Raw genomic sequence first — 21,422 nt, 5'->3', positions numbered from 1 at the left:
CAAGGTCGGGCGGACCGACCGAAGGTTGATGGCGCAGAGCGCGGCGCTGCCGAGGACCAGGGCCGACGAGGTGATCACCTCGCTCTCCAAAAGTGCGGACAAATCCAAGCTCTGGTGGTGTGTCGCCGTCCTGCTCGCGGCGAAGAAGGGCCCGACACGCCGGGGCGCGCTCCGCGGCGTGGCCGCCATCGCCGGGGCGAGCGCCGCGGCGAACCTGATCGGCAAACCGCTGTTCCCTCGCCGCCGTCCCGCGGCCGAGGAGGTACCGATGCACCGGCGCCTCGTCCGGCGTCCGACCTCCTCGTCGTTCCCCTCCGGGCATTCGGCGTCCGCGGCGGCCTTCGTCACGGCCGTCGCGATGGAATCGCCCAAGGCGGGCGCGGCCCTCGTGCCGCTGGCCGCCGCCGTGGCCTACTCCCGGGTCCACACCGGCGTCCACTGGCCCAGTGACGTCGGCGTGGGCATCGGTATCGGTGTCGGCGCCGGGCTGCTCACGCGCCACTGGTGGCCGTTGAACCCCGACGTCCCGGCCCGCACAGCGCATACCGCCGAAGCGCCCGAGATGCGCGACGGTGAGGACATGCTCGTCCTGGTCAACCCGCACTCCGGGGTCGACGGCCAGGACCCGACCGAGGAAGCCCGCTTCGCCTGGCCCAAGGCCACCATCCTGTACCCGGACTCGAAGCGGGATCTCCGCGATCAGCTCTGTGACGAGATCGCCGCCCGCGACAACACCGTGCGCGCGCTCGGTGTGGCCGGCGGGGACGGGACGGTCGCGGCGGTGGCCGCCGTCGCGGCCGACCACGACCTGCCGCTCGCGCTCATCCCGGCGGGCACCCTCAATCACTTCGCGCGTGACGTCGGCATGCGCTCGATGCCCGACGCGGACGCCGCCACCGAAGCGGGCAACGCCGTCGGCGTCGACCTCGGCGAAGTGGAGATCAACGACGACGACGATCACCGGTACTTCGTCAACACGGCCAGCCTCGGCGGCTACCCGGAGATGGTGCGGGTCAGGGAGAAGCTGCAGAAGCGGCATCCCAAGTGGCCGTCCGCGGCGATCGCGCTCGCCCGCACCCTCCGGCGCGCGAAGCCGCTGGAAGTGACACTCAACGGCAAGAGCACGAGCATCTGGCTGCTGTTCGTCGGCAACGGCACCTACGCGCCGAAGGGGCTCGCGCCCTCGCACCGCCCGGCACTCGACACGGGCCTTCTCGACGTGCGCTACCTGCGGGCCGACCTGCCGTATTCGCGGGCCCGGTTCATCCTCGCCACGATCACGAACAGCCTCAACGCCAGTCACGTGTACCAGGAACTCGACGTCCCGGAACTGCACGTCCGGTTGCTCAACGGTAACCGCCGGGTGGCCACCGACGGCGAGGTCGGCCCGCTCGGCAACGACTTCCGCTTCCGGTCGCGGCCCAGCGCGCTGACCATCTACCGGAACTAGGCTTCGAGCAGGGCGCTGCCCAGCGGCGTCAGCGAGTGCAGCACGGCGTTGCGGTCGCGTTCGGTGGTGATCAGCCCCGCGCGCCGCAGCACCGTGGCGTGCTTGCTCACCGCTGACGGCGTCACTCCCAGCCTTGCGGCAAGTTCGGACGTGCTGCACCCGACCACCAAGACCGCCAGCGCCGCGGCCCTGGTCGGCCCGAGCAGGTCGGCCAGCGCGGTGTCAGGCGACCTCCGCACGTCACGGCCGTACCCGGTCGACGAGGCCGCCTGCCGCACCGACGGATATAGCAGCCGGACCGGCGACTCCCCCTCCGCCGGGACGATCACCGGGCAGACCGCGAAGTAGGTCGGCGAGATCACCAGCCCGGCGCCACCCGCGCCGCAGGAGCCGACGATCCCGTCGCCGACCTCCAGGACGGGAGACGACCACCGCACCAGCGGACGCAGACTCGTCAGCACCGCGTCCACCCCGTCGTGCAGCAGTAGCTGTGCCCGCATCCCGCGATCCGCGTCGACCTGAGCCCGTGCCGATTCCCACCCCGGAGCCAACGACAGATCGAAGTAGTCCTGCATCGCCTGGACGAGCTTCGGCAGCCCCGCGGTGTCACCGTCCGGCAATGCCGCCGCCCAGGCGGGCAGCTCCCGGTTCACCGGGGCGTCCCGCAAGGCCGACTTCAAGCACACCGAGCCCGTCCGGGCGACCGCCGCGAGCCCCGCCTCCAAACCGCTTTCGCCGGCGTCCGGAACGAGGAACGGCGGGATCGGCGCGTACGGGCGGCACAGCCACAGCAGCACCGAAGCCGACTCCGCCAGCCCGTGCCGGACCCGGTGCCGCCACCGGTTGAACAACGCCGAGCCGGCATCGCGCCGCTGCAGGATTTGCAAACTGGATACGAGTTCGGTCAGGGGATCGGCCTCGGGCGCGAGCCGGACGCGCGTCAGGTCCTGCAACGTCAGCTCGATACGCACGGATGTCCTCGCCTAGATCGAAGTCGTCGCCGTGTGATCGCGAGCCACGCCGTTCCGTTACATCACTGAACTGCCGCTTTGCCGCTGCCGGAAATCTCCTCGACGGCCGTGGTCCAGACCTGAATGATGTTCACAGAGGGCCCGCTTCTCGGGGGTTTACGCGGAGCCTTCCACGAGGGGAAATCACCGACAGGTCCAAGGGGCCGCGTTTCGACGCGGCCTGACGACTCCTGCCGTACCCCTTCGTCTCACTGGGAGAAAACGCTTTCCACAAAGGGGAAAAATGACGAAAATGAAGCGTCTGGCCGGCCTCATCGCCGCCGCGGCCGGTGTCCTGACCCTGGCCACCGCGCCCGCCGCCACCGCGGCCCCGCAGCCCACCGGCGACGGGTTCAAGACGGTCACCGTGCACGGCATCAAGCTCATCCCGGTCAAGCGCACCTCGACGGGCGCCCGCACGCAGGCGGCCGGCGTCGCCGACGCGGACATGTTCCTCATCCCGTCCGGGCTGGACGCGAACAAGTGCTGGGACGCCGACCTGGGCACCATCAACCGCAACGGCACCAAGATGCAGGTCTGGGACTGCAACTTCGACGCGGACCAGCAGGCGTTCTACATCACCGACAACCCCGAGGGCTACACCCGCTTCCAGAACGTGGCCAGCGGCCGCTACCTGGACGCGGACCTCAACACCATCAACCAGAACGGCACCATCGTCCAGCTGTGGGACTACATCCCCGGTGCCAAGAACCAGTGGTGGGGCGGAGCCGTCAACCCCGAGGGTTACGTCCGGTTCCAGAACCCGAGCAGCGGCCGCTACCTGACCGCGGAGGGCAACTCGGCCTCCAACGGCACGCGGCTCCAGCTGTGGAGCTTCCTCGCCGGTGGCCGCAGCCAGTGGTGGGGCACCGGCCCCGCCTGAGGCCGTGAACGGTCCGGTTCGCTCCTGACCGGCGGTCGTGAGTGGCGATTCGCGTTCTAACCCGAATCGCCACTCACGACCAACCCGACCCACTCGGTACCGGCGCCTTGGTCGCTTGAAGTACGTGAAGGCCCCCTTCCTTGCGCTAGACGCAAGGAAGGGGGCCATCACGTACTTCGGCAAGGAGCGAGGGAAGAGGGCCTCCACGCGCGGCCGCTGTGACCACTGGTGCGGGTGGGGCGAAAGTGGCGGCCGTGGCGATCACGAAGGTAGTGAAGGCCTCCATCACTACGGTCAAGGTAGGCAAGGGGCCCTTCACGACCCGGACCCGTGAACGACCGCAGCCGCCACTCGCGACCCACCACGCTCCGCCCACCGTCCACACCGGACCCCCAAACGTGAAGGCCCCCTCCCCCACGCCAGACGCGGGGAAGGGGGCCTTCACGTACTTGAGGCTCAGTCCTTCTTGGACTCGCCTTCGGGCTTGTCACCCTCGGACTCGTCCTTCTCCGGCTCGGCGGGCAGCAGCGCGTCCAGCGCAGCCCCGGCGACCCGGCGGAACTTGCGGCCGCGTCGCTCCCGCTCGAGCACGGCGACCTCGAGCTTCACCGGGTCCGAGTCGCCGTTCGTGGGCGTCGGGGTGTTGTCGCGCAACGCCTTCACTGCGACCCCGAGTGCCACCTCCAGCTCCAGGTCCGGCTCGTAGCTCTCTTTCAGTTTCGTGGTGAGCGTGTCGGCCTGACCGCCCATCACGACGAACTTCGGCTCGTCGAAGATCGAACCGTCGTAGGTCAACCGGTACAGCTGGTCCTCGGCCGCGGTCGCGCCGACCTCGGCGACGCAGACCTCCACCTCGAACGGCTTCAGCTGTTCGGTGAAGATGCTGCCCAGTGTCGCGGCGTACGCGTTCGCCAGCGCACGCGCGCTGACGTCCCGCCGGTCGTACTGGTAGCCCTTCAGGTCCGCGTGCCGGATACCGGCGACCCGCAGGTTCTCGAACTCGCTGTAGCGGCCCACGGCCGCGAAGCCGATCCGGTCGTAGATCTCCGACACCTTGTGCAATGTCGCCGAGGGGTTCTCGGCCACGAACAGCACGCCACCGCGGTACTTCAGCGCGACCACGCTCCGGCCGCGCGCGATTCCCTTGCGCGCGAGCTCCGAGCGCTCCCGCATCAACTGCTCGGGAGAGGCGTACAACGGCATCGTCACTGTGGGGCTCCGCTCTTTCTGGCTCTCATCGGAAAAGGGACAGGGAGGACGGCTAGCGTCCGCGCTCGGATCGCGTGGCCACGATCGCCTCGGCCACCGCGGTGGTCTGTTCGAGCGGCAACGCCACCGCACCCTGTTCCGCGGTGACCGTCACGATCGTCGGGAAGATCCGGCGCACCAGATCCGGTCCGCCGGTCGCGGTGTCATCGTCCGCCGCGTCGTACAACGCTTCCACCGCCACCCGGATCGCGCCTTCGGCGTCCGCGTCCGGGTCGTACAGCTTCTTCAGAGAGCCCTTCGCGAACAGCGAACCCGAACCGATGGCGTGGTACCCGGCGCTCTCCTCGTACCGGCCGCCCGTCGCGTCGTACGAGACGATCCGGCCCGCGTGCTTCGCGTCTTCCGCGTCGAGGTCGTATCCGACGAACAGCGGCAGCACGGCCAGGCCCGCCATCGCCATCTCGAGGTTGGACTTCACCAGCCCGGCGAGTTTGTTCGTCTTGCCGTCGAGCGAGAGCGAAACACCCTCGATCTTCTCGTAGTGCGCCAGTTCGACCGCGTACAACCGCACCATCTCGATCGCCAGCCCGGCCGAGCCCGCGATTCCCACCGCCGAATACTCGTCGGTGACGTGCACCTTCTCCATGTCGCGCGAAGCGATCAGGTTGCCCGACGTCGCCCGCCGGTCACCGGCGATCAGCACCCCGCCCGCGAACTTGACCGCGACGATCGTCGTACCGTGCGGCGCGTCCAGCCCGCCCGCGCCGGCCGCGACACGCCGTTCCGGGAGCAGTTCGGGCGCCTGCGCCCGAAGGAAGTCCGAGAACGACGAGGTCGCCGACGAGAAGTACGCGGCGGGCAGCGCCGACTTACCCGAGGTGTGTTCCATACGTGCTCAAAGTTCCAATCTGTGTGATCCGCCGGCTCCGCACAGGCGACCGCACCCGGCCGCCCGGAACGAGTTACTCGCCGCCCTTTTGCACGTACGCGCGGACGAAGTCCTCGGCGTTCTCTTCGAGCACGTCGTCGATCTCGTCGAGGATCGTGTCGACGTCCTCACCAAGCTTCTCGCGCCGCTCCTGGCCCGCCGGACCGCCGCCCTCGAACTCTTCGTCCGAGTCGCCTCCGCCGTGCTTTTCGATCTTTTCCTGAGCCATCTCGCCTCCCGGTGTGGCCGATGTTTCCTAGCCTACCCAGCGGTCCCGACATTCCGTGGGATCCGTGATCGCTTAACCCCGATGAAAGGAAATCCCGCTAGTCCGAACCGGTGAGCGCCTCCACCAGCTCCTCGGCGGTCGCGGAGTCGTCCAGCAACTTCCCCACGTGGGCCTTCGTGCCCCGCAGCGGCTCCAACGTCGGGATCCGCACCAGCGATTCCCTGCCGACGTCGAAGATGACCGAATCCCAGGACGCCGCGGCGATGGAGCTGGCGTACTTCTCCAGCGTGCGGCCCCGGAAGTAGGCCCTGGTGTCCGAAGGCGGGGTCGTGATCGCCTCCTGCACCTCCTCCTCGGTCACCAGGCGCTTCATCGAACCCCTGGTGACGAGCCTGTTGTACAGGCCCTTGTCCAGCCGGACATCCGAGTACTGCAGGTCGACCAGCCGCAACCGCGGCGCGCCCCAGGCCAGCTGGTCCCGCGCGCGGTAGCCCTCGAGCAACCGCAGCTTCGCCGGCCAGTCCAGCCTGTCCGCGCATTCCTGGGGGTCCCGCGCCAGCGCGTCCAGGATCTCGCCCCAGACCCGCAGGACCTCCTTGGAGGCTTCGTCCGCACCGGTGCGCTCCAGGTTCGCCGACGCGATCTCGTGGTAGGCGAACTGCAGGTCCAGCCCGGTGTACTTCCGGCCGTTGGCCAGCGACACCTTCGCCTTGAGCGTCGGGTCGTGGCTGATCTGGTGCACCGCGCGCACCGGCTCGTCCAGTTTCAGGTCGTCGAACCGGATACCCGCCTCGATCAGGTCCAGCACCAGCGCCGTCGTCCCGACCTTGAGGTACGTCGAGTACTCGGCCAGGTTCGCGTCACCGATGATGACGTGCAGGCGGCGGTACTTGTCCGCGTCGGCGTGCGGTTCGTCGCGGGTGTTGATGATCCCGCGCTTGAGCGTCGTCTCCAGGCCGACCTCGACCTCGATGTAGTCGGAACGCTGCGAAAGCTGGAAGCCCGCTTCCTCGCTCTGCTGCCCGACCCCGACGCGTCCCGAACCCGTCATCACCTGACGGGACGCGAAGAACGGCGTCAGTCCCGCGATCACCGCGGTGAACGGGGTCGACCGCTGCATCAGGTAGTTCTCGTGCGTGCCGTAGCTCGCGCCCTTGCCGTCGACGTTGTTCTTGTACAGCTGCAACGGCGGCTGGCCGGGAACGGTGGCGGCCTTGCGCGCCGCCTCCTCCATGACCCGCTCGCCCGCCTTGTCCCAGATGACCGCGTCGCGCGCGTTCGTCACCTCGGGCGCCGAATACTCCGGGTGAGCGTGGTCGACGTACAGCCGCGCGCCGTTGGTCAGGATCACGTTCGCCGCGCCGAGATCCTCGACGTCCGGATCGTGGCCAGGGCCGCTCGGGCCGGTCAGGTCGAAACCACGGGCGTCGCGCAGTGGCGATTCCACCTCGTAGTCCCAGCGAGCCCGCCTTGCCCGCGGGATGTCCGCCGCGGCCGCGTAGGCCAACACGACCTGGGTCGAGGTAAGTACCGGGTTCGCCGTCGCGTCGCCCGGCACCGCGATGCCGTACTCGACTTCGGTTCCCATGATCCGCCGCATACCCACCACCCTACGGGGTCGGAGGCGTGCGACGATGCCCCCCATGTCAGGCAGTGACGAACTCGTTGCGCTCTATGACCTCGGTGGAACCGCCGTGGGAGCGGCCACCCGGTCCCGGGTCCGTGCCGAAGGACTCTGGCACGCGGCGGGCGTGGTGTTGGTCCGTTCGAGTGACGGAGGCTCCGTCTACGTGCACCTGCGCACCCCCACGAAGGACGTCTATCCCTCCACTTGGGACTGCTGGGCGGGCGGCATCGTCGCGGCGGGTGAGACGCCCGAGGAGTGCGCCCGACGGGAACTGACTGAAGAACTGGGTGTTCACGGAGTGGAACTGAGGCCGCTTTTCGTCCATATCACCGACGACGACACGATCCGCTGCCACAACTTCGCCTTCGAAACGCGCTGGGACGGTCCCTTCGTCCATCAGCCGTCCGAAGTGGTCGAAGGACGGTGGCTGACGCTGGACGAGTTGCGTTCGTGGCTCGACGATCCCGAAAGCCGGTTCATCCCGGACGGACGTCTCGGCGCGCTGGAGTGGTTCCGGCGGGAAGCCGCCCGCTAGGCCGAACGGAGGCGCTGCGCGACGATCGGCAGCAGGCGCCTGGCCGCGTCGGTCGCGCGCGCCTCGGTCCCGGCGGTCACGCTGAGCGCGGAGACGAGCTTCCCCTTGGCGAGCAACACGGTGCACGTCGTGCCTTCACACCAAGCCCGCTGCACTTCGATACCGGACTGCTTCGTCAGCGTGAGCTTCTTGCCTTCGCAGACCGCCTGGGTGACGACGTCCGAAGCGTCACGGTCGGTGTACTCGGTCACCTGATGTTCCAGTGTCGAGCCGCTCGGGTAGGACCAGGCCGTCGAGCGGCTCGTGCCGCGGGTGAGACCGGTCAGACAGCCGGACACCTTGCTCTCGCCCGGGACGACTTCTTCCTCGGCGACGTCTTCGTCGGTCAGCAACGCGGCGGAAACGGCCGCGGGGACCGGAGCTCGGGTCGACGAGGGCGGAACCGGGGCAGCCTGCGGTTTGACCGAAGGCTGTACAGGTTCGACCGTCGGCGTGGGCGTCGGGTCGTCGTAATAGGTGTCGAGGTCGTTGGGCCGGTCCGCGCAGCCGGACAAACCGAACAGCGCGACCGTCGCCACCGCGAGAACCTGCCGATGACGCACCCTCAAGCCTCCCCGGTGACCCGCCAGACGTTTGCCGCGAGACTAGTCCAGCCCCTCAATGCCAGCCGAGGCAGGACCTGTGCCGCCAGTAGGCGACGGGTTCCTCGGCGAGCGCGGCCAGCTCCGCGAGTTCGTCCGCGGTCGGCTTCACCTTGGTGGCAACGAGATTCTCCGCGAGCTGCGCCGTACTCGACGGGCCGATGACCGCGACCGGCCGCCAGTCCTGCGCCAGGACCGCCGCGATCGCCACCGCGTCCGGGCCGGCCTCGTGTTCGCGCGCGATCCGCGCGAGTGCGGGCGGCGGCTCGACCACCAGCCGTCCGTTCGCGACGGTTTCCTTGACCAGCACCCGTTTCCCGGCCGCTTGCGCTTCCGCGAGCGCCGGGCCGGCGGAGGGTTCGAGCAGATTCCACGTCGACTGCACGGCGCTGAACACCGGCGTCCCGGACACTTCCAGTTCGAACGCGCGGCGGATCGCCTCGGCCTGCGCGGGCCCGGACGTCGAGAATCCCACCGGAACGCCGTCTGCCGCGAGTTCGGCCAGCGCGCCGACGAGCCGCTCGTCGGCGAACAGCGGACTGTCCACAGTGAGCGAGTGGACCTGGTAGAGCGTGACCGCTTTCCCCAGCAGGTCAACGGTTTCTGCCCATTGTTCGGCGAACCGTGCCGCGGTGTGCTCCTTGACCTCGTGCACTTCCGCGTCGAGCTTCCACTCCCCCACGTAGCGGTAGCCCCATTTGCTCGACACCGTCACGTCCGCGTGGCCGCGCTCGACGAGCCACCCGGCGAGGAACTCCTCCGAAGAACCATACGAACGGGCGACGTCGATCCAGCGGACGCCCGCGCGGTACGCGTCGTCCAGCACGTCGTAGGTCGCCGCGCGCATCGCCTCGAACCCGCGTCCGGGCGGCAGCGCGTCGACCCGGCCGAGGTTGATGTACGCGGGCCTGCCGAGCGCCGCCAGTCCGACGGCGATCCGTTCGCCGACCGGGATTTCCGAGGCTGTCACCGGGCTCCTTCGTTCTTGTGGCGGAGGATGGCGAGCCATTGACTCGAGTTCTGCGCCTGCCGGTGAAGCTTTTCGAGGCGGGCCGCCGGAGCCCGAACGTAACCCTTGCCGAAGACGGGCGCGATCTGACGGAGGCTGGCGCCCTCTTCCCTGGAGGCGAGGAGCGCCCAGTCGGACGCGTCGGCGCAGGCCGCGGAGGCGCGCCGCAGCTCCCCCAGGATCTCGATCAGCTCGGGAGCGCTCACCTCCCCGGCCTGGACGGCGGCCGCCGTCGTTTCCAGCCACGCCAGGACATCGGCCTCGGTGATCGGCGCGCGCGGGCGCCCGGGGGATTCGCTCACAGCCCGGAAGTATAGGGCGTTATACGCGCGCCGAGCGTGACCACCACGCCGGGAGTGTGTTCCCCGACGTCCGGGATCCGGTCCGCCAGAAGCCGGGCCGAGCGTCGCACCGTGCCGAAGGGGTCGGCCGCCAGCCCCGTGTCCACCAGGAGTTCCAGCAATGCCCTGCTCTGGCGGCCCGCCACGGCCACCGCTCCCCCGGCCGAGATCTCCAGCGCGCCGAGCCATCCGTAGGACGCCACGAGTGGATGCCTCGGAGCGGGAACGACCGCGCGAATGATCTCGACGGTCTCGGTCCACATGTCGGGGTCTTCGGGACGGAAGCACTCGCGCCAGGCCACCGCGGGATCGTCCGCGTCCTTGAAGGCGGTCTTCGGCTCCAGGGGACCGAAACGCCCCGATCCGTTCGCGAAAGTCCCGTCCGGCAGGACGCGCAGCGCCCAATGCTCGCTGGCGCGCTCATGCCCTGACACGCGCAACTCACGGCCGGGCGCGGGTTTCATCCGGGCTGGGAGCGCGGGAGGGACCGGACCGTCCGGAATCTCGGGACCTCGGGCGGGGAGGAGCCCGCCCCCTTCGGTCAGGCCGATCAACCCGTCCTGCTCGGCCAGCCACCCCACCGGATCCACCGTCGCGGCGAGTTCGGCGACCCAGCCCGCCGTCGCCCCGGTGACCGTCAGCCGTCCGTCTTGATCGAGTTCGACCTCCCACCGGATCCCGCCGGTCTCGCCGAGGGCACTCGCAGCGGCCGCGAGCTCGCCCGTCGCACGGCGCCGCATCCCGGAAAACCTCTTCCCCATTCCCGGAACGTACTGGAGGCGTCGGACACATCGTCCGAAAACCGCTGGAGTGCACAGTGGATTCCCGATTCACTGAGTTCGCAGTCGAGGGCTCAGGAGAAGGACAATTGGGACGTTTCGGTATCGCGATCCGATTCGCGGCACTCGCGGTCGTATGGGGCGCTAGTTTTCTGTTCATCAAAGTCGGGCTCACCGGCCTGTCGCCCGCTCAGGTGGCGCTCTCCCGCGTCTGCCTCGGCGCGCTGGCGCTGATCGCCATCGCCGCCTGGCGCCGCAAGCCACTCCCCCGCGATCCGGCCGTATGGGGCCATCTCGCGGTCGTTTCCGTACTGCTGTGCGTCATCCCGTTCCTGCTGTTCTCCTGGGCCGAGCAGTACATCTCCTCCGGGCTCGCCAGCATCTTCAACGCGACGACCCCGCTGATCACGATGCTCATCGCGGCGGCCGCGCTGCCCTCCGAGCGCTTCACGAAGGCCCGGACGACCGGCCTGGTCCTCGGTTTCCTCGGCGTGCTCACCATCGTCGGGGTCTGGCAAGGGATCGACGTCTCCCACGAGCTGACGGCGCAGCTGGCCTGCCTCGGCGCGACGACCTGCTACGGGATCTCGTTCGTCTACGTGCGGCGGTTCATCTCCTGGCGGAACCTCGACGCCCCGACCATCGCGCTCGGGCAGGTCTGCTGTGGCGCCGTCGTCATGCTGGTGCTCGCGCCGTTCATCGCGACGACGCCGGTGCACCTCGACACGACGATCGTCCTCAGCATGATCGCGCTCGGAGCGCTGGGCACCGGGCTCGCCTACGCCTGGAACGCGTCGATCATCGCGGCGTGGGGCGCGTCGAACGCGTCGGCGGTGACCTACCTCACACCCGTTGTGGGCGTGCTGCTCGGTGTCCTGGTGCTCGACGAACCGCTGGCGTGGAACCAGCCCGCCGGCGCGCTGCTCGTCGTCCTGGGCATCCTCGCCGCACACGGGCGGCTGAGCCTGCGCAAGAAGCTCAAGGAACCTGTGGCCGTGTGAACGAACCGAAGGGGCCCTTCACCGCGTGTTCCGCGGTGAAGGGCCCCTTCGGTTCTCGCCCTACAGGTACTGACCGGTGTTCGTGGCGGTGTCTATCGCCCGCCCCGAATCCTGGTTCTTGCCGGTGACGAGCGTGCGGATGTAGACGATCCGCTCACCCTTCTTGCCGGAGATCCGGGCCCAGTCGTCCGGGTTGGTGGTGTTGGGCAGATCCTCGTTCTCCGCGAACTCGTCGACGATCGCGTCCAGCAGGTGCTGCACGCGCAAGCCGGGCTGCTGGGTCTCCAGCACCGACTTGATGGCCGACTTCTTCGCCCGGTCCACGATGTTCTGGATCATCGCGCCCGAGTTGAAGTCACGGAAGTACAGGACCTCCTTGTCACCGTTGGCGTAGGTGACCTCGAGGAACCGGTTCTCGTCCGTCTCCTCGTACATGCGCTCGACGGTGTGCTGGATCATCGCGTCGAACGTCGCCCTGCGGTCACCGCCGAACTCTGCCAGGTCGTCCGCGTGGATCGGCAGACCGTCGGACAGGTACTTGGAGAAGATGTCCTTCGCGCCTTCGGCGTCCGGACGCTCGATCTTGATCTTGACGTCGAGCCGGCCCGGCCGCAGGATCGCCGGGTCGATCATGTCTTCACGGTTGGAGGCGCCGATGACGATGACGTTCTCCAGGCCCTCGACACCGTCGATCTCCGAGAGCAGCTGCGGGACGATCGTGGTCTCCACGTCGGAGGACACGCCCGAACCGCGGGTGCGGAAGATCGAGTCCATCTCGTCGAAGAACACGATCACCGGGGTGCCTTCGGAGGCCTTTTCCCGAGCTCGCTGGAAGATCAGGCGGATGTGCCGCTCGGTCTCCCCGACGAACTTGTTCAACAGCTCCGGACCCTTGATGTTCAGGAAGTAGGACTTCCCGTCCGCCGCGTCGCCGCGTGCTTCCGCGACCTTCTTGGCGAGCGAGTTGGCCACCGCCTTGGCGATGAGGGTCTTACCGCAGCCAGGAGGCCCGTAGAGCAGCACGCCCTTCGGTGGGCGCAGCTGGTACTCCTGGTAGAGATCCGCGTGCAGGAACGGCAGCTCGACGGCGTCGCGGATCTGCTCGATCTGCCGGGTGAGGCCACCGATGTCCTCGTATTGGACGTCGGGCACCTCCTCCAGCACGAGATCCTCGACCTCCGCCTTCGGCACACGCTCGTAGGCGTAGCCGGCTTTCGAGTCCACCAGCAGGGAATCGCCCGGCTTGAGGGGCTGCTCGGCCAGCGGATCGGAGAGCAGGACGACCCGCTCCTCGTCCGCGTGCCCGACCACGAGCGCACGGGGGCTGCCGCCCTCGACGTCCGGGGCCAGCACCTCGCGCAACGCGCAGACCTCGCCGATCTTCTCGAAGTCACCGCCTTCTACGACGGTCAGCGCCTCGTTGAGCCGCAACGCTTGTCCGCGCTGCAGCGACGAGACCTCGACCGCGGGTGAGACCGAGACCCGCATCTTGCGGCCCGCGGTGAACACGTCCACCGTGTTGTCCTCGTACGCGGTCACGAACACGCCGTAACCGCTCGGAGGCTGGGCCAGCCTGTCGACCTCCTCTCGCAACGCGAGCAACTGGCCACGCGCCTCGCGGAGCGTCTCGACCAGTTTCGTGTTGCGTTCAGTGAGTTGGCTCACTCGTTCCGACGCCTCGGCGAGTCGCTGCTCCAGGACTCGGTTCTGACGTGGCGAATCGGTGAGCTTCCGGCGCAGCAGGGCCACTTCCTCCTCGAGGAAGCGAATCTGACGTGCCTGCTCGTCGGACGTGGTTCCAGCTCCGGTCGTTTCTGAAGGGTCGGCCTCCTCGCGCCGACCTCCGGGAAGGTCATGATGCATTGGGCACCTCCTCGGAGTGCTTTTCATTCCACGGTACCGGCGATCACCGACAATAAAAGGCCTTTCCGCATCACAAGATCGGCGCGTCGCGTTCCGGACGACCTGACAGCACGTACGTTCACACCGCGCAAGGGGCCATCCCGGTGCCGGGTCTGGCACTCCCATGGTCACATTCCGTCCACCTGCCCTGACCTGCGGCGGAATACCCGGCTCCGTCCGGGTGCAAACGGGTTTCCGGTATCAGTTCGGCCCTAATCGAGCGGCGATCCGGCTCGATGGCTAGCATCGGGCCGACGTTCGCCGGGGAGGCGGACCGGCCTGTCGTGTTGAGCATTTTCGCAGAACAGCTAGGGGGCATCAGCCATGACTTACCCGCCGCAGCAGCCCGGCGGCTACGGACAGGATCCGTACGGCCAGCAGGGCGGGTACCCGCAGAGCGGCGCCCAGCCGCAGCAGGGATACCCCGGTGGCGGCCAGTACGGTCAGCAGCAGCCTGGTCAGTACGGACAGGACCCGTACGGCCAGCAGCAAGGTGGTTACCCGCAGAGCGGCCCCCAGCCCCAGCAGGGATACCCCGGTGCCACGCAGCAGTTCGGCCAGCCGGATCCGTACGGTCAGCAGCAGGGCGGTTACAACGCCTACCCGCAGGAAGGCGGCGGCTACGGTGAGCCGCCCAAGAAAAAGAAGACCGGACTGATCGTCGGCATCGCGGTCGGCGCGGTCGTGCTGGTCGGCGGCGGTGCCACCGCCCTCGTCATCGCCCTGAACTCCGGCGACGACAACCCGACCGCGGCCCCACCTGCCAGTTCGAGCAGTGCGGCCCCGACGGGTTCCGCTTCCTCGTCGTCGAAGCCGTCCACTTCGTCGACCCGGAGCAAGTCCAGCTCGCCCAGCACCTCGGCGACAAAGGGCTCCGGGCCCGCCCCACTGGGCAAGGCGACACCCGAAGAGGTCGCGGACGCCGTGTTCAACGCCTACAACTCGGGCGATGGCAAGACGGTCGCGCAGTCGGCCTGCCGCAGTGTGAACACCAAGGACGACATCTCGATCGCCAAGGACCTCAAGATCACGAAGTCCGGGGACCTGGCGACCACCGGAGAGTCGGCCAAGCTCCCGATCACGGCCACCACGAACGGCAAGACCGAGTCAGGGGTCCTCAACTTCAAGAAGGAGTCGGACCTCTGGTGCTTCATCGGCGCGAAGCGCTGACACGGAACCGGTGTCCAGCAGGCTGATCGCCGTTCTCGCCGGATGCGGCGCGGTCGTGGTGGGTGTCGTGGTGGGGCTGCTGCTGGTGGCCCCGTCCGGCTCCGACCCGGCCGCGTCGAGCACCGCCGCGCCCCCGTCGTGGCCGAGTCAGTCCCGTCCGGTCCCGGTGGATCCGGACGTGGCCGCGGTCGAGGTGGTGGGCAAGGCGATCGCCGCGGCGATCGTCGACCACGACGCGACGGCGTTCGGCAAGCTCACCTGCGTCCAGCAGTCGTCGGCCGATCTGGCCGAGCTCAAGCGGAAGTGGGAGGCGGCGGGCAAGGTTTCCGCGACCGTCCCCGACCCGCCGACGGTCAGCGGCGATTCGGCGACGGTGACCGTGCACGTCGAGGGCGCGGGCGGCCAGAAGGACACGCCTTTCCCGCTGAAGAAGCGTGAGGGCAAGTGGTGCGTGCCGTGATGTCTGTCGAGCGCTGAAGTCTCCGTCGGGCGCTGGGCGCCCTTGGGGAGACCGTTCGCGGATACCGGCCCCACGGCGGTGATGAGTTGGGAGCGCGGTGCCGCGTGAAGGCCCCCTTCCTTGCGTCTAGCGCAAGGAAGGGGGCCTTCACGTACTTCGGGGGCCGAGGTCAGCCCTTGCCGGAGCGGCGGTGGACCCGCGGCGAGACCGTGCCGTCGGCCAGACGGCGAGCCGTCAGCAGGAACGCGGTGTGCGCGACCATCCGGTGGTCCGGCCGCACCGCGAGGCTCACGACGTGCCAGGGCCGCATGAGCGTCTCGAAGGATTCCGGCTCGGTCCAGCACTGCTGCTCTCGCAAGGCCTCCGTGATCCGCGAAAGCTGTGTGACCGTCGCCACATAGACCGTGAGCACCCCACCAGGCACCAGATGCGCGGCGACCGTCTCCAGCTGGTCCCACGGCGCCAGCATGTCGAGCACCACCCGGTCGACCTCGCCGGTGTGCGTCGACAGATCCGCGACCGTCAGCGACCAGTTGTCCGGTTTGTGGCCGAAGAACTTTTCCACGTTCCGCTCGGCGTGCTCGGCGTGGTCGTCCCGGATCTCGTAGGACTGGACGGTGCCCTCCGGCCCGACCGCCCGCAGCAACGAACAGGTCAGCGCGCCGGAACCGGCACCGGCCTCGAGCACCCGCGCGCCCGGGAAGATGTCGCCCCACATCACGATCTGCGCGGCGTCCTTCGGGTAGATCACCTGCGCACCGCGCGGCATCGACAGCACGTAGTCCGGCAGCAGCGGGCGCAGCGCCAGATAGTTGCTGCCGCCGGCCGAAGTGACGACCGAACCCTCCTGCGCGCCGATCACGTCGTCGTGCGCCAACGCGCCGCGATGGGTGTGATATTGCTGTCCCTCGGCGAGCACCATGGTGTAGTGCCGCCCCTTGGAGTCGGTCAGCTGAACCCGGTCACCAATACGAAACGGCCCACGGACCGACACTGAACCTCCATACGCGCGAACTGATCGACGACCGATCCTCGCAGGTGGCCGTCCCGGGCTACGCCGGGGGTCGGCTCCTGGTCATCGCGGCGCGCAGGTCCTCGCGCCGGAGCACGCCCGCGGGCCTGCCTTCGTCGTCCACGACGAGGAACTGCCACGCGGCGGTTTCCCGGACGCGCTCGGCGATCTCCTCCCCCGACTCCGAGGAAAGCAGCACGGTGTCGGCGCGGATCGGCTCCGCGGCCATCTCCGCCGGCGCGTGCGGCGAGGTTCCCGCCAGCTGCGCGGCGGCCTGCTCGTCGAGCAACCCGGCCGCCACACCGTCGGCACGCACCAGGACCACTCCACGGCCCGCAGAAGCGGCCAGCGCGTCCGAAACGGGGCTTTCCGCGGGAAGCTGGAGAACCGGCCGGACGAGCTCGCTCAGCCGCACACCTTCAGGCCAGCCTCGACGGGTTTCGGCGGCGAGTTCGCTTCGCGCGCCGAGGATCACGAACCACGCTGTCACGACACAGACACCGAGCCGGAGCCAGCGGTCTTCACTGCCCGCCGCCAGTCCCCACAGCGCCCAGACGATCAGTCCGGCCGCGACGACACCGCCACCGACGACGGCGGCCCGGGTGCCCTTGTCCCGGCGGCCCGTGGCCGCCCAGACCCCGGCGCGGACCAGGCGCCCGCCATCGAGCGGGAGCCCGGGCAGGAGGTTGAAGATCCCGACGGCGAAGTTCGCGACGGCGCATTCCGCGATGAGCAGCCATGCCGCGCTCTCCGGCGGGACGGCGAACATGAGCAGCCCGCAGAAAGCGCCGAGCAGCAACGAAACCGCCGGTCCCGCGGCGGCGACGAGTCCTTCCTGCCGCGGCTGACGCGGGGTCCTCGCCACCTCGGAGAGGCCGCCGAGGAGGAAGAGGCGCAGGCGCCGGACCGGGATGCCGAGGCGCAGCGCCACCAGGCAGTGCCCGAGTTCGTGTGCCAGCACCGAAAGTCCGAGCAGGACCGCGAACGCGGCCGCCAGCAGCCACGAGGTCAGCGTCGTCGCGCCGGGCAGGAACCGGCCGACCAGTGGCGTGTAGAGCACCACGATGACCAGCGAGCCGATCCACCACGAAGGAGCGAGCAGCACGGGGATCCCGGAGACGCGGAACAGCAGGAGCCCACCGTCCGGTGCCACGCCTCGTCGAGGCGGGCCCTGCTCACCCGTCACCGCCATGTGTCAGAGCGTAGATGCCCAGGTGTGGGGTGCGGGTAACCCGCCCTTCCCGTCCGGGTGGTGTCGGTCAGGCCACTCCGGTGCGTCGCAGTCCCGGAACTGTCGGTACCCGGCGCTACCCTCCCTGCATGCCCGACACCGACACGGTCACCGCCGATCCGCCGCCCGGCGCCGAAGTCCCGCGCCGTCGGCCGGCCCTGTCCCCGTCGCGTGCCAGCGACTTCAAGCAGTGCCCGCTGCTCTACCGCTTCCGCGCGGTCGACAGACTTCCCGAGATCCCGACGAAGGCCCAGCTTCGCGGCACGCTGGTGCATTCCGTGTTGGAGCGCCTGTTCTCCCTTCCGCAGGCCGATCGCACCCCGCCGCAGGCCAAGGACCTGCTCGCACCGGCGTGGGAGGACCTGTCCGCGGAACGTCCGGAGTGGATCGAGCTGTTCGATCAGGACGATCCCGAGGCCGTCACGTCCTGGTTGTCTTCGGCGGAGCAGCTCGTCGACACCTACTTCGGCCTCGAGGATCCGAGCCGGCTGGAGCCCGAAGCGTGCGAGCTGCACGTCGAGATCGAGCTGGGCTCCGGGGTGCTGCTGCGGGGCTACGTCGACAGGCTGGACGTGGCGCCGACCGGCGAGATCCGCGTCGTCGACTACAAGACCGGCGCCGCGCCCCGTGAGATCGGCGAGGCCAAGGCGATGTTCCAGATGAAGTTCTACGCCGTGGTCCTCTGGCGGCTTCGCGGTGTCGTGCCGCGTCAGCTGAAACTGATGTACCTCACCGACGGGCAGTCCCTCGCCTACACCCCCGACGAGGGCGAGCTGGTCCGGTTCGAGCGCACGCTCGAGGCGATCTGGCAGGCGATCCTCAAAGCGGGCAAGACCGGCGATTTCCGGCCCAATCCGAGCAAACTCTGCGCGTGGTGCGATCACCAGGCGCTCTGCCCGCAGTACGGCGGCACTCCCCCGCCGTACCCCGGCTGGCCCGAGCCGGATCCCGGCGAGGAGTCCGTATTGGACCGTGCGGATTAGGGTGCCCGGTGTGACAGAAGCCTTCTACGTGCCGTCCGGCGACGGTCTCTTCGTCCCGACCCCGCACACCGCCGGGCCGTGGACCCCGGACGCGCAGCACTTCGGTCCGCCCTCGGCGTTGCTGGTCCGCGCGCTCGAAGAGGTCGAGGCGCCGCACGCGAGCCAGCTGGCGCGGGTGACGATCGAGATCCTCGGGCCCGCGCCGTTGAAGGAGCTGTCGGTGCGGGCCTGGGTGGAACGCCCGGGCCGGTCGGTCGAGTGGCTGGAGGCCGAGCTCTCCCACGGGGAGCGGGTCGTCGCCCGCGCCTCGGCATGGCGCATCGCGACCTCGGACACGACCTCGGTGGCGACGGCGGAAGGTCCCGCCCTGCCGTCGCCGGAGGGCCTGCCGACGTCGAACTGGCCGGAAGGCTGGCACGGCGGTTACCTCGACGCCGTCGAATGGCGGCGTGTCAGCGGCGCGCTGGACGAACCCGGTCCCGCGACGGTCTGGGGGCGTCAGCGGGTCGCCCTCGTGGACGGGGAGAAACCGAGCGCTCTCCAGCGGCTGTTCGTCCTGGCCGACTCAGGCAACGGGATTTCGAACTTCCTCGACCCGCGTGAGTGGTGGTTCATCAACTCAGAGCTGACAGTGCACCTCCGCCGCCCACCGCTGGGCGACTGGATCGGTGTCGACGCGGCCACCCTGATCGGCCCGAACGGCATCGGCACGGCGACGACCACGCTGCACGACACGTCCGGACCGATCGCGTCCGGGGCGCAGGCGTTGCTGGTGCGGCCGCGACAGGCGGGCTGATAGACGCGCATTCTGAGCCCGTTTCCAATAGCCTTCCCGGAACAACAGACGCAGGGAGCGCTTCGGCATGCAGATCACCTCGGTGGTCAACCAAAAAGGCGGGGTCGGCAAGACCTCACTCAGTGTGGGCGCGTCGGCGGCACTGGCCGAACGCGGCCGCCGGGTGCTGCTGATCGACCTCGACCCACAGGGCCACGCGACCACCGAACTCCTCGGCCTGGACGAGGTGGCGCCGAATATGCCCAGCCTGGCGAAAGCCCTGACCAAGGTGTGGAAGGGCCCGATCGAAGAACTCGCCGTGCGGCATCCGCGCAGCAACCTCGGCCGGGGCGGCGCGTTCGACGTCATCCCGACCTCGCCGGGCATGTTCGACCTGATCCGGCGGCTGGACCAGTTCCGCGTCCCGGGCTGGCAGCTGGCCAGGGTCATCCAGTTCGCGAACTACGACCACGTCATCATCGACTGCCCGCCCGCGCTCGACGTGCTGACCAACAACGCGCTGGCCGCCTCGCACGGGATTCTCGTGCCGGTGCAGCCGGACCGGACGAGCATCCGGGCGCTGCGCCTGCTTTCGGACCAGGTCCGCTACGTCGAACAGACCGTCGGCCGTCCGCCGATCGCTTACTACGGCCTCGTCCCCGGGCTGTACCGCCGCCCGATCTCGCACTACGCGGCGGCCGCGTTGCAGGAGCTGTACACGTTCGGGATCCCGATGCTTTCGCACGTCCCGCTCGGCGTGGTGATGAACGAGGCCGCCGCGCACGGCGTGCCCGTGACGACCTACGCGCCGGAAACCCTGCAAGCACTGTCGTTCCGGGAGATCGCGGAAACGCTGGACGGGTACCTGCAGAACCATCCGGCCCCGGCGATCGTGCCCGCGGACGAGGAGTTCGTCTTCGAGGACTTCATCACCGAGGTCTCGGTGACGCGCAGCGCCAACGACAACGGCGCACGAAAGCGGCTCTACGACCTCATGCCCAAGAAGCCGAACCGGCCTCGGTAGCACTTAGCGCGTGCTATGAAAGGCCCGTTACTTGCAAATTTTGCAAGTAACGGGCCTTTCATAGCGTCTGAGACCTAGAGACGGCAGGCCCGGATGTCCGAAGCCAAGACGGCCTTGGCGCCGGTCTCGGCGAGTTCGTCCATGATCCGGTTGACCTCCTTGCGCGGCACCATCGCCCGCACGGCCACCCAGTCTTCGTCCGCCAGCGGCGCGACGGTCGGCGACTCGAGGCCCGGCGTGATCGCGATGGCCGCCTCGAGCAGCGAACGCGGGCAGTCGTAGTCCAGCATCATGTAGTGCTGGGCGAAGACGACACCCTGCAGCCGTGCCTTCAGCTGGTCCTTGGGCCGGGTGTGCTCGGTACCCTCCCGCTGCAGCAGCACCGCTTCCGAGACGCAGATCGGGTCCCCGAAGGCCACGAGGCCATGCTGGCGCAGCGAACGGCCGGACTCGACGACGTCGGCGATGGCGTCGGCCACGCCGAGCTGGATCGAGATCTCGACGGCGCCGTCGAGGCGGATGACCTCCGCCTCCACCCCGTGCTGCTTCAGGTTCTCGCGCACGAGTCGCGGGTACGACGTCGCGAGCCGTTTACCGTGCAGGTCTTCGGCCCGCCAGTCCCGGCCCGCCGGCGCGGCGTACCGGAATGTGGAACCGCCGAAGCCGAGGCCGAGGATCTCCTCCACCGGCGCGCCGGAGTCGAGCGCGAGGTCGCGGCCGGTGATGCCGAGATCCAGCTCGCCGGATCCGACGTAGATCGCGATGTCCTTGGGACGCAGGAAGAAGAACTCGACCTCGTTGACCGTGTCCAGCACGGTCAGATCGCGGGCCTCATGTCGCTTGCGGTAACCGGCCTCTCCGAGCATCTCCGACGCGGCGGCGGCGAGGGCTCCCTTGTTAGGCACGGCGACACGCAACATTGCTTCTCCTTGGTTCTCCGGACGCGAACGCGTCACAGGTACCGGTACACGTCCTCTGTCGACAGTCCACGGCCGAGCATGAGCACCTGCAACCGGTACAGCAGCTGTGAAATCTCCTCCGCGAGCCTCTCGTCGGATTCGTGCTCGGCGGCGATCCACACCTCGCCCGCCTCTTCGAGCACCTTCTTGCCCTGCGCGTGCACACCCGCGTCGAGCGCGGCGACGGTGCCGGAACCGTCGGGGCGCGTGCGGGCGCGGTCGGCAAGCTCGGCGAACAGCTCATCGAAGGTCTTCACAGTCTGG

General features: G+C 68.9%; 23 protein-coding genes. 9 read left to right on the top strand and 14 right to left on the bottom strand.

What is annotated here, in order from left to right; all coding sequences use genetic code 11:
• Positions 1–28: 28 nt before the first annotated feature.
• Positions 29–1,450 (top strand): bifunctional phosphatase PAP2/diacylglycerol kinase family protein, encoded by a 1,422-nt coding sequence (locus BKN51_RS11815; protein ID WP_369862387.1) that lies wholly within the window; start codon positions 29–31, stop codon positions 1,448–1,450.
• Here the strand turns inward: BKN51_RS11815 and BKN51_RS11810 are convergent.
• Positions 1,447–2,421, bottom strand: coding sequence for an ArsR/SmtB family transcription factor (locus tag BKN51_RS11810; RefSeq protein WP_101607684.1), 975 nt, complete (start codon positions 2,419–2,421; stop codon positions 1,447–1,449). The two genes, BKN51_RS11815 and BKN51_RS11810, sit on opposite strands and share 4 nt — an antisense overlap.
• Positions 2,422–2,704: 283 nt before the next feature.
• Between BKN51_RS11810 and BKN51_RS11805 the strand changes: the two genes are divergently transcribed.
• Positions 2,705–3,343 (top strand): RICIN domain-containing protein, encoded by a 639-nt coding sequence (locus tag BKN51_RS11805; protein ID WP_101607683.1) that lies wholly within the window; start codon positions 2,705–2,707, stop codon positions 3,341–3,343.
• Between the two features lie 456 nt (positions 3,344–3,799).
• Here the strand turns inward: BKN51_RS11805 and prcA are convergent, their stop codons facing one another.
• The 4 genes from prcA to dop all read right to left on the bottom strand — a co-directional run bounded on the left by prcA (position 3,800) and on the right by dop (position 7,309).
• A complete protein-coding gene (gene prcA, locus BKN51_RS11800) occupies positions 3,800–4,552 on the bottom strand; it encodes a proteasome subunit alpha (protein WP_101607682.1) in 753 nt (250 codons plus the stop codon).
• Positions 4,553–4,604: 52 nt separating this feature from the next.
• Positions 4,605–5,441 (bottom strand): proteasome subunit beta, encoded by an 837-nt coding sequence (gene prcB / locus BKN51_RS11795; RefSeq protein WP_101607681.1) that lies wholly within the window; start codon positions 5,439–5,441, stop codon positions 4,605–4,607.
• Positions 5,442–5,514: 73 nt separating this feature from the next.
• Complete coding sequence (locus BKN51_RS11790; protein ID WP_005150863.1) at positions 5,515–5,709, bottom strand: ubiquitin-like protein Pup; 195 nt, start codon at positions 5,707–5,709, stop codon at positions 5,515–5,517.
• Positions 5,710–5,806: 97 nt separating this feature from the next.
• The gene (dop, locus tag BKN51_RS11785; protein ID WP_101607680.1) at positions 5,807–7,309 is read right to left on the bottom strand and encodes a depupylase/deamidase Dop; all 1,503 of its coding nucleotides are present in this window, start codon (positions 7,307–7,309) and stop codon (positions 5,807–5,809) included.
• Between the two features lie 43 nt (positions 7,310–7,352).
• On the opposite strand from dop, the gene BKN51_RS11780 reads away from it, so the two are divergent.
• Positions 7,353–7,871: an NUDIX domain-containing protein gene (locus BKN51_RS11780; protein ID WP_101607679.1), complete on the top strand. Its 519-nt coding sequence runs from the start codon at positions 7,353–7,355 to the stop codon at positions 7,869–7,871.
• Here BKN51_RS11780 and BKN51_RS11775 read toward each other — a convergent pair.
• Genes BKN51_RS11775 through BKN51_RS11760 form a run of 4 tightly spaced genes read right to left on the bottom strand, consistent with a single transcriptional unit; the run spans position 7,868 to position 10,623 of the window.
• Positions 7,868–8,473, bottom strand: coding sequence for a hypothetical protein (locus BKN51_RS11775; RefSeq protein WP_101607678.1), 606 nt, complete (start codon positions 8,471–8,473; stop codon positions 7,868–7,870). The genes BKN51_RS11780 and BKN51_RS11775 overlap by 4 nt on opposite strands.
• Positions 8,474–8,528: 55 nt before the next feature.
• Entirely contained in the window at positions 8,529–9,482 is a 954-nt protein-coding gene (locus tag BKN51_RS11770; protein WP_101607677.1) for an aldo/keto reductase, read from the bottom strand.
• Entirely contained in the window at positions 9,479–9,823 is a 345-nt protein-coding gene (locus BKN51_RS11765) for a hypothetical protein (RefSeq protein WP_101607676.1), read from the bottom strand. The genes BKN51_RS11770 and BKN51_RS11765 overlap by 4 nt, the downstream gene beginning before the upstream one ends.
• Positions 9,820–10,623 (bottom strand): hypothetical protein, encoded by an 804-nt coding sequence (locus BKN51_RS11760; RefSeq protein ID WP_146044349.1) that lies wholly within the window; start codon positions 10,621–10,623, stop codon positions 9,820–9,822. Before BKN51_RS11760 ends, BKN51_RS11765 begins: the two co-directional genes overlap by 4 nt.
• A gap of 107 nt (positions 10,624–10,730) precedes the next feature.
• Between BKN51_RS11760 and BKN51_RS11755 the strand changes: the two genes are divergently transcribed.
• A complete protein-coding gene (locus BKN51_RS11755) occupies positions 10,731–11,642 on the top strand; it encodes a DMT family transporter (RefSeq protein WP_101607674.1) in 912 nt (303 codons plus the stop codon).
• Between the two features lie 60 nt (positions 11,643–11,702).
• On the opposite strand, the gene arc is transcribed toward BKN51_RS11755, so the two are convergent.
• Positions 11,703–13,505: a proteasome ATPase gene (arc, locus tag BKN51_RS11750; RefSeq protein WP_101607673.1), complete on the bottom strand. Its 1,803-nt coding sequence runs from the start codon at positions 13,503–13,505 to the stop codon at positions 11,703–11,705.
• 363 nt (positions 13,506–13,868) lie between these two features.
• Here arc and BKN51_RS11745 point away from each other — a divergent pair, with 363 nt between their 5' ends.
• Both BKN51_RS11745 and BKN51_RS11740 read left to right on the top strand, forming a co-directional pair.
• Positions 13,869–14,714, top strand: coding sequence for a hypothetical protein (locus tag BKN51_RS11745; protein WP_101607672.1), 846 nt, complete (start codon positions 13,869–13,871; stop codon positions 14,712–14,714).
• Positions 14,715–14,724: 10 nt separating this feature from the next.
• On the top strand, positions 14,725–15,174 hold the full coding sequence (locus BKN51_RS11740) for a hypothetical protein (protein ID WP_101607671.1): 450 nt from the start codon (positions 14,725–14,727) through the stop codon (positions 15,172–15,174).
• A gap of 169 nt (positions 15,175–15,343) precedes the next feature.
• On the opposite strand, the gene BKN51_RS11735 is transcribed toward BKN51_RS11740, so the two are convergent.
• A complete protein-coding gene (locus BKN51_RS11735) occupies positions 15,344–16,168 on the bottom strand; it encodes a tRNA (adenine-N1)-methyltransferase (RefSeq protein ID WP_101607670.1) in 825 nt (274 codons plus the stop codon).
• 58 nt (positions 16,169–16,226) lie between these two features.
• Entirely contained in the window at positions 16,227–17,378 is a 1,152-nt protein-coding gene (locus BKN51_RS11730; protein WP_101607669.1) for a M50 family metallopeptidase, read from the bottom strand.
• A 128-nt stretch (positions 17,379–17,506) separates the two neighbouring features.
• On the opposite strand from BKN51_RS11730, the gene BKN51_RS11725 reads away from it, so the two are divergent.
• From BKN51_RS11725 to BKN51_RS11715, 3 genes are all read left to right on the top strand, one after another.
• The gene (locus tag BKN51_RS11725; protein WP_101607668.1) at positions 17,507–18,400 is read left to right on the top strand and encodes a RecB family exonuclease; all 894 of its coding nucleotides are present in this window, start codon (positions 17,507–17,509) and stop codon (positions 18,398–18,400) included.
• Positions 18,401–18,410: 10 nt separating this feature from the next.
• Positions 18,411–19,196, top strand: coding sequence for a thioesterase family protein (locus BKN51_RS11720; protein WP_101613181.1), 786 nt, complete (start codon positions 18,411–18,413; stop codon positions 19,194–19,196).
• 67 nt (positions 19,197–19,263) lie between these two features.
• The gene (locus BKN51_RS11715; protein WP_101607667.1) at positions 19,264–20,199 is read left to right on the top strand and encodes a ParA family protein; all 936 of its coding nucleotides are present in this window, start codon (positions 19,264–19,266) and stop codon (positions 20,197–20,199) included.
• Between the two features lie 74 nt (positions 20,200–20,273).
• Here BKN51_RS11715 and hisG read toward each other — a convergent pair whose 3' ends face one another.
• Both hisG and BKN51_RS11705 read right to left on the bottom strand, forming a co-directional pair.
• Positions 20,274–21,119 carry an ATP phosphoribosyltransferase gene (gene hisG / locus BKN51_RS11710; RefSeq protein ID WP_101607666.1) on the bottom strand — a complete coding sequence of 282 codons (846 nt, stop codon included), beginning with the start codon at positions 21,117–21,119 and terminating at the stop codon, positions 20,274–20,276.
• 32 nt (positions 21,120–21,151) lie between these two features.
• A complete protein-coding gene (locus BKN51_RS11705; RefSeq protein WP_101607665.1) occupies positions 21,152–21,415 on the bottom strand; it encodes a phosphoribosyl-ATP diphosphatase in 264 nt (87 codons plus the stop codon).
• Between the last annotated feature and the right edge of the window lie 7 nt (positions 21,416–21,422).

Source organism: Amycolatopsis sp. BJA-103, from assembly GCF_002849735.1.
Taxonomy (GTDB): domain Bacteria; phylum Actinomycetota; class Actinomycetes; order Mycobacteriales; family Pseudonocardiaceae; genus Amycolatopsis.
Note: the sequence above shows the minus strand (reverse complement) of the source record. Positions and strands in the feature narration are given on the sequence as shown.

What these genes read in the sequence shown, in the direction of transcription:
- BKN51_RS11815 (WP_369862387.1), top strand. Translation starts at nt 29, where the DNA reads ATGGCGCAGAGCGCGGCGCTGCCGAGGACCAGGGCCGACGAGGTGATC.
- BKN51_RS11805 (WP_101607683.1), top strand. Translation starts at nt 2,705, where the DNA reads ATGACGAAAATGAAGCGTCTGGCCGGCCTCATCGCCGCCGCGGCCGGT.
- prcB (WP_101607681.1), bottom strand. Translation starts at nt 5,441, where the DNA reads ATGGAACACACCTCGGGTAAGTCGGCGCTGCCCGCCGCGTACTTCTCG.
- BKN51_RS11790 (WP_005150863.1), bottom strand. Translation starts at nt 5,709, where the DNA reads ATGGCTCAGGAAAAGATCGAAAAGCACGGCGGAGGCGACTCGGACGAA.
- dop (WP_101607680.1), bottom strand. Translation starts at nt 7,309, where the DNA reads ATGCGGCGGATCATGGGAACCGAAGTCGAGTACGGCATCGCGGTGCCG.
- BKN51_RS11780 (WP_101607679.1), top strand. Translation starts at nt 7,353, where the DNA reads ATGTCAGGCAGTGACGAACTCGTTGCGCTCTATGACCTCGGTGGAACC.
- BKN51_RS11760 (WP_146044349.1), bottom strand. Translation starts at nt 10,623, where the DNA reads ATGGGGAAGAGGTTTTCCGGGATGCGGCGCCGTGCGACGGGCGAGCTC.
- arc (WP_101607673.1), bottom strand. Translation starts at nt 13,505, where the DNA reads ATGCATCATGACCTTCCCGGAGGTCGGCGCGAGGAGGCCGACCCTTCA.
- BKN51_RS11745 (WP_101607672.1), top strand. Translation starts at nt 13,869, where the DNA reads ATGACTTACCCGCCGCAGCAGCCCGGCGGCTACGGACAGGATCCGTAC.
- BKN51_RS11730 (WP_101607669.1), bottom strand. Translation starts at nt 17,378, where the DNA reads ATGGCGGTGACGGGTGAGCAGGGCCCGCCTCGACGAGGCGTGGCACCG.
- BKN51_RS11725 (WP_101607668.1), top strand. Translation starts at nt 17,507, where the DNA reads ATGCCCGACACCGACACGGTCACCGCCGATCCGCCGCCCGGCGCCGAA.
- BKN51_RS11715 (WP_101607667.1), top strand. Translation starts at nt 19,264, where the DNA reads ATGCAGATCACCTCGGTGGTCAACCAAAAAGGCGGGGTCGGCAAGACC.
- hisG (WP_101607666.1), bottom strand. Translation starts at nt 21,119, where the DNA reads ATGTTGCGTGTCGCCGTGCCTAACAAGGGAGCCCTCGCCGCCGCCGCG.